The 6,532-nt window shown below is 58.7% G+C and carries 5 protein-coding genes, 1 pseudogene and 1 other annotated feature; of the genes and pseudogenes, 1 reads left to right on the top strand and 5 read right to left on the bottom strand.

What is annotated here, in order from left to right:
- Positions 1–177, bottom strand: a 177-nt coding sequence (locus L630_RS23050; protein ID WP_024849983.1) for a transposase, incomplete at its 3' end; no start/stop codon positions are given.
- 1,447 nt (positions 178–1,624) lie between these two features.
- Here L630_RS23050 and L630_RS0120145 point away from each other — a divergent pair.
- On the top strand, positions 1,625–1,945 hold the full coding sequence (locus tag L630_RS0120145) for a hypothetical protein (protein ID WP_024849979.1): 321 nt from the start codon (positions 1,625–1,627) through the stop codon (positions 1,943–1,945).
- Between the two features lie 58 nt (positions 1,946–2,003).
- Here L630_RS0120145 and L630_RS0120140 read toward each other — a convergent pair whose 3' ends face one another.
- The 4 genes and pseudogenes from L630_RS0120140 to L630_RS0120115 form a co-directional block, all read right to left on the bottom strand.
- The gene (locus tag L630_RS0120140) at positions 2,004–2,489 is read right to left on the bottom strand and encodes a hypothetical protein (protein ID WP_024849978.1); all 486 of its coding nucleotides are present in this window, start codon (positions 2,487–2,489) and stop codon (positions 2,004–2,006) included.
- Positions 2,490–3,146: 657 nt separating this feature from the next.
- Positions 3,147–4,376, bottom strand: a pseudogene (locus tag L630_RS21985) (IS3 family transposase).
- Positions 3,979–4,095: a sequence feature (AL1L pseudoknot), on the bottom strand. It overlaps the preceding pseudogene by 117 nt.
- A gap of 1,086 nt (positions 4,377–5,462) precedes the next feature.
- Positions 5,463–6,080, bottom strand: coding sequence for a plasmid pRiA4b ORF-3 family protein (locus L630_RS0120120; RefSeq protein WP_024849832.1), 618 nt, complete (start codon positions 6,078–6,080; stop codon positions 5,463–5,465).
- Positions 6,077–6,532, bottom strand: a 456-nt coding sequence (locus L630_RS0120115) for a transposase (protein ID WP_024849833.1), incomplete at its 5' end; no start/stop codon positions are given. The genes L630_RS0120115 and L630_RS0120120, both read right to left, overlap by 4 nt.

Raw genomic sequence — 6,532 nt, 5'->3', positions numbered from 1 at the left:
ATAGCCGTTGCGCTGGGCCAGACGAAGCGGGTTCTTCTCGCCATAAGCGGCGCCGGTGGCCGCACCCACCTCCATCTCCATCAACCGCTCGGCGGCAAAGCCGATCATCTCGCGCAGGAGATCGGCGTCGGGGGTCTTCTCCACCAGCGCGCGCAGGTTCATCATGTCGTCGGTCATCGGTGTTCCTTCCGGAAAGGGGTTGGTCTCGCAACCAGACCCTACCGGAAAGCGCCGATGACCGCCGCGCTACCCAGCTACACCACGTCCGGGGACGTCACCAAATATGGAGGTGAGCGTTTCCATCAACGCACGCCGCCGGGCTCCCGTAGCGGAAATTGAGGCTCTCACAGCCTTAGCTACGGAGGCCGTAGAGGCGGATGAGGAGTTCACTATTCGGACCCGGAATAAGGCTAAGTTCACGCGCGAGAAGCTGCTTCTAACATCTGCCTTCAATCAACCGGGAGATGCGCCGGTCCTAAACTACCAGCTTGCTTGGGACTCTACTGCGGCGTTTCTGGATACCGTTCAATGACAGACCGGTCTGAAGAGCCAGCCAAGAGAAAGCTGGCAGTCCCTAGAATCATCTGGGGTTGCGCTAGTGTGGCTGTCGCAGCTGTTTCGACTTGGCTGTATGGAGGCCTGCTAACAAACGAGCCTAGCCTTATAGGTGTCGTGGCGTCAATATTTTCTATACTGGCAGGTGTGCTAATTGCTGTTATATCAATTCTGGGCGATCCAAGTATGTTGCTCGATCAGTCTTGGAGACATAGCTATCTTTCAGCGGGAGAAATGCAGAGGAGCATTTATCGTCAGACTGACGTATTTTTGATGTACATAATCTTACTGTTGGCTCTATTTGCTTTCATGATCTGTCCGGCTGACGCGGTAATATATCCTTACCTCCAACATAGCACTTTCTTTTTGACCGTTCTGGCTTTCTGCATTTCACTTGGCTTGCCCTTCACGCTTCGTGGGATTCAAAGGGCCCGACTGGAACGGGCGATCGCTCATCTCAAGAAGAACTCCTGAGGGAGTGCCGCAGCTGCGAGGGGGGGCTGACGTTGCAACCAGGTCTGACTTGGTCGGTGTGCCCTTGCATCGGACACTACCAAGGAGCCCCACCGGGGGGAACTCGCGCGCTGCCGCCTATCCGATTACCGGCTCGAATTTTTGCACCAAAATAGCCCGACCCCGGAGCCAACCTAAGCCCCACCCGTTGTTCCGCATCGTGTCGGAGTACGTGTGATGCAGTGGTGGCCCGAAGAGGTCCATGTGGCCGTGTCGAACGGGACCAGTGTGGTCGTTAGGAGTACGGAGAGAGCCGCAGAGCTTCTCCTGAGCGAGTGGCCCTTGGAGGATACGGAGAAGCAGAGATCGGCCCGTAGAGCGTGCCTGCGGGCACTGGAGCGACCAGATGATGCAGGGCCAGTGTTGTCGGCTCGGATGTGGTTCAAAGCTGCGGCAGAAGAGGCGGGGATATTGATGGATGCTCCACCTAAGTCACTCGCCCCGGCCAGCTTCAAGACGCCCTCTTGGAGGCGCCGCAAAAGGGCCTAGGGCCGCCACTCGGCAGAGTGCAATTGCTGGGATATCATAGCCTCAGATTGCTGGGTGGGGAGAGGCTATGCCCTTGATTGTTCTCATTCTTGTCCTTGCCTTGTGGTTCGCCTTTGGTAGCCCGCTAGTGACCATAGCGAACTGGTTCTGGAGTGAAGACGCAGCACCGTGGGAGTGGGTCGTCCTCCACTACTACCCCAACCGCCACGATCTGAGCGTCGGAGAGAGGATTGAGGGTTTCGTGAACGTAGAAGAGTGTCGGAGAGCAGCATTCACGTTGGCTACGTCCAACAATGACCCCGGCTTGAGAAGGGGCGACTATGAGTGCGGAGTGCAGGAACTTGAGAAGCTGGACGACGTCAGCGTTTACCGTTTGACGATTCGATAAGTCAGCCGGTTACTCCCTAGCCCGTCTCCCCAAGTGGTGGTCTACCGCCTCTTCTGAGTCATGTTCTCCACCGTCCTGCCCGTCTTCCGGCAATCTTCCAGTACGTGTACCCCGCGACCAGTCCAGCCACGCACATCATGAGACCCCACATTTCAAGAATACGGAGAGGGGTATGGAATCTGTGGCTGCCGGACCAGAGCAAGCTAATGATGAGGCTGACAATCGATGTAACGAGACCAGTTGCGAGGTAGACCACACGGCTCTGGATTGCCCATAGCTCGGTCACGAAGATCATGAGCGTTGCGGGAATGAAGGAGAGAAAGACCACAAATGCGGTTGCCATTCCAACATGCACGACCGCTAAGAACATCGATTCGCTCAGAGACAGGCTGGAGCCGGGGTCGCTCACCGCAGGAACGGTAAGAAAACATCCGATAACAATGCCCGCCACGAAGGAGGCCATCAGGTAGCCGCCAAAAATCCGTTTGAGGGTCCTGTAGTAACGCGGCCAAGACGATTGGCTATCGGTGGGCATGGTAGTCATCGGGAGACCATCCTGTTGCTTGAGAGGGGCCTTCTGCGGCTACGCTGCTCAGGACGATCGGCAATGAACGTTGAGAATGGATGAAGAAGGGGGAGAGGGAGAAAGACCCAGCGTGGAAGGCTGCCGTTCAATTGGTACTGTGGGTGATAGCGATGGCTGACAATAATGAGAACGATGGTGGGTCGGAGGGAAGGGAGAAACAGAGTGAGACGGTCTGGGGATGGAGGACGACCGAGGCCAGTTGCAGGGAGCACCTGATACGGGGCTTATTTCATCATGTGTGAGACACACCGGCGTAGTAGGTCCTCATCTAAGACACACCAGCTTCAGAAGCCAATACTCACAAGATTTGGATTGGAAGGATGATGATGACAGGCAATAACCTCGGTCTAACCTAAGACCCTCATGAGGAAATCCTAGTCTGTATCATTAGGAGAACCTAAGAGAGATATAACTATAGGTTCACCCATGGGGGGCATAGGGGGGCCCCTCCTATTGTGGGGGGTAATTGACACACCATCCCTAGTGGTTCGTTCGGTCAATTGACATACAAGGTCTAGGAGCTGGTTGTTTTGATCGCTTCCATGGACGACCGAGGTCGGGCATCTATAGAGATGCTGAACCGCGCCGGGTTTGCCGGAGGCTGATTTGGTTTAGTTACGCGGCCATGGCTTCAGTTTCCAGAGCCGCGTAGAAGTTTGCCTCGGCTTCGGCGGGCGGGATGTTCCCGATCGGCTCGAGCAGGCGGCGGTTGTTGAACCAGTCCACCCATTCGAGGGTTGCGTATTCCACGGCCTCGAAGCTGCGCCAGGGCCCCCGACGGTGGATGACCTCGGCCTTGAAGAGCCCGTTGATCGTCTCGGCCAGCGCGTTGTCGTAGCTGTCACCGACGCTGCCAACCGAAGGCTCGATGCCCGCCTCGGCCAGCCGTTCAGTGTATTTGATCGACAGATACTGGCTGCCGCGGTCGCTGTGGTGAACCAGCCCCATGCCCTTGACCGGGCGGCGGTCATGGACCGCCTGTTCGAGGGCATCAAGGACGAACCCGGCATACGCCGAGGTGCTGACCCGCCAGCCGACCAATCTTGCGGGCATAAGCGTCGATGACGAAAGCGACATAAACAAACCCCTTCCAGGTGGCAACATAGGTGAAATCGCTGACCCACAGCATGTTCGGCGCAGGCACGCGGAACTGGCGGTTCACCTTGTCCAGCGGGCATGGCTGCTTCTTGTCAGGGATCGTCGTCTTGTGCGGCTTGACCCGGATAATGCCTTGAATGCCCATGTCCTTCATCAGCCGTGCCACCGTGCAGCGAGCGATATCGAAGCCCTCGCGGCGCAGCTGGTGCCAGACCTTGCGCAGGCCGTAGACGCTCCAGTTGTCCTCGAAAACACGCCGTATCTCGGGGCGCAGCGCCTCGTCCCGTTTGGCACGATCCGACAACCGCGCCGGGTCGGCACGTTTGGCCAGATGGTCATAATAGGTGGCAGGGGCGATCGGCAGAACGTCGCAGATCGGCTCGACCCCGTGCGCATCCCGATGCGCGTCGATGAAACCCACCATCACTTCGGTCGGCGGTCGAGCTCCGCCATCGCAAAATACGCCGACGCCTTGCGGAGAATCTCGTTCGCCTGGCGCAGTTCGCGATTCTCCCGTTCAAGGGCCTTCATCTTCTCGGCCATCTCGGTCGGGATGCCGGCGCGCTTGCCGCTGTCGACTTCGGCCTTCTTGACCCAGTCGTTCAGCGTCTGCGGGGTGCAGCCGATCTTCGCCGCAATCGACATGACCGCCTGCCAGCGCGACGCGTGTTGACCCTCGTTGTCGAGAACCAGCCGCACCGCGCGCTCGCGCACTTCAGGGGAAAACTTGTTCGTCGTCTTGCTCATGATGCTCCATCCTACTCAGGAGTTGGAGCCTCCGGCAAACCCGGCGCGGTTCATGCTGTCTTCAAGAGCTAACACATCAGCGCGGATTAGCGGTTTCGCAACAAGACACAGTAGTCCGTACTGCAGCAACCGCTAAGCCAGTTCCGGAAGCTGAGCGATGGCTTCGCCGCTGACAGCCTGTTGAATAATCGTCAAGCATCATTCCTAACGTTACCTCCCCCAAAGGGGGCAACGCAAAAAGATGTCGACAACCAGTCACTGAGTCAGACCGAGTTTCGTCCATCCACCGAACTGCTTTACTATATGTCTTCGCGATCGTGGGGGATGGGGATGAAACGGTTCGTTGTCTTATTTACTTCGTTAGGATTGGTGTCAGGTTGCGCAACTTCAAGCCAGGAGTTTTATAAGGACCCTTCATCCCCCTCAAGCATGTCCCTGTGTCGCGCCTACCTCCAAGAGGGCGATGCCCAATACAAGCTGGACGTTCAGCAAGAATTGGCTCGACGCGGCATTTTTACAGGTTACTGTAAGCAAGCAGTTGAGCAACAAAACGCACAAATTGCCGCTGGCGTAGTTCTAGCGGCGGTCGTTGTGGGAGCGGCGGCGGCCTGTGCCAGTAACGGCGGTTGCGGTGGTGGTGGTGGCCATTATTCGAGCGGTGCGGACTGGGACCAGTTCTACAATGACCGCGGATACCTAGTGTGGGCTTGTCGAGACATTCGGACGGGTCAGTTCACCTACGAAAGCAACTGTTTCGGGAAGGCGAAGACCGATTTTCGGTGGCCATCAAAGCGAGCTTGGAGTTGAAGCTCCCGCTGAGCCGGCCGTTCTGCTCAAATGCGGACCTGTAGAAAGTGAGGCCGGGACCGCGCTAAGGGTCAGCCAAAGTTTATCCCCTCAGCCGAATCTGATGGTCGATTATGAGGGAGCCCGCGCTCAACGAGTAGCGTGCTGGTGATCATCGCGGCGGTCCTTGGGCGAAGCCGCAGCGCCGTGAGAGTGGTCGGTCCTCTACTACCATCCCAACGGCCCAGTTCTACGCTCCGGAAGTAAGCCTCCGGCGAGGACCGCAGCCGCCTCGGATCATCAGCGCGCCTGACTGCGGCTTTTCTCGAAGCCGGCCTTGCCGAGAGCGCGGCGTCTGGCGAGCTTTTTGATCCGGGTCTGGATTTCGTCTTCAGCAGCATGTGCGGGATCGAACGGGCGGCCGTGCCAGCGTTTGAGTTCGCGATGCTGCTCGTGTTTGGAATCGGTGATCGCGTCGAGGAACAATTCGAAGCCGGGGATGCCGCCGACATCTTCGGGTGGCGCGCGGCCGGCACCGTCGATGTAGTGGGGATACTCGACAGCGGGATCGGCGTCGGCGATTGCCTCGATGGTGATCGTGTGCCGCCAGTCGTCACCGAAGTCGTAGGTGTAGGCCAGTTGCGTGATGCCGCGATCGACCAGCGCTCCGAGCCGCGTCGTCTTCGCCGAGTAGGTTCTGTCGCGCAGGCTGTCCCATTCGGGATCGGGAATGGCGTAGCGCTTTCCGTCGGCGCGGAACTCGAACAGGTGATAGTCGTCGAACGGCATTGCCGCCTGGATGACGTCGTGCAAGGCCTTGAGCGTTGCCGTCAGCGGCACCTCGGCGCGCCGCCATATGGCGGGTTGCCAGTCATCGAGTTGGATCATGATGCGGGCGATGCGATCGGCGTGGCTCATGCCACCAGTCTTGCAGATTGCGCCGTCCAGTTCCACGGCAAGAGATCACTCAGCCGGCCCTGCGGCGTATCGGCGATGCGGGCGAGCACATCGGCGAGCCAAGCCTGCGGGTCGACATCGTTGAGCTTTGCCGTGCCGATGAGGGTATACATGACGGCCGCACGCTCGGCACCTCGTTCGGAGCCGGCGAAGAGCCAGGACTTTCTNCCGAGGGCGAGACCGCGCAGCGCCCGCTCGGCTGCATTGTTGGTCAGGCAGATGCGCCCGTCTGCGAGGAAACGGCTGAACCCCTTCCAGCGCCTGAGCATGTAGTCTATAGCCTGTGCGGTGGGCGCGTGACGCGACAGCTTGGCCCGCTCGTCACGTATCCACTCTTCCAACTCGGCGACCAGCGGCGCGCTCCGCTCCGACCTGATGGCGAGGCGCTCCTCCGTGGGCAGTCCGTTGATGTC

The organism is Aminobacter sp. J41, from assembly GCF_000526635.1.
In the GTDB taxonomy this organism is placed as follows: domain Bacteria; phylum Pseudomonadota; class Alphaproteobacteria; order Rhizobiales; family Rhizobiaceae; genus Aerobium.
This window is presented reverse-complemented; position numbering and strand designations above follow the sequence as displayed.

What these genes read in the sequence shown, in the direction of transcription:
- L630_RS0120145 (WP_024849979.1), top strand. Translation starts at nt 1,625, where the DNA reads ATGCCCTTGATTGTTCTCATTCTTGTCCTTGCCTTGTGGTTCGCCTTT.
- L630_RS0120140 (WP_024849978.1), bottom strand. Translation starts at nt 2,489, where the DNA reads ATGACTACCATGCCCACCGATAGCCAATCGTCTTGGCCGCGTTACTAC.
- L630_RS0120120 (WP_024849832.1), bottom strand. Translation starts at nt 6,080, where the DNA reads ATGAGCCACGCCGATCGCATCGCCCGCATCATGATCCAACTCGATGAC.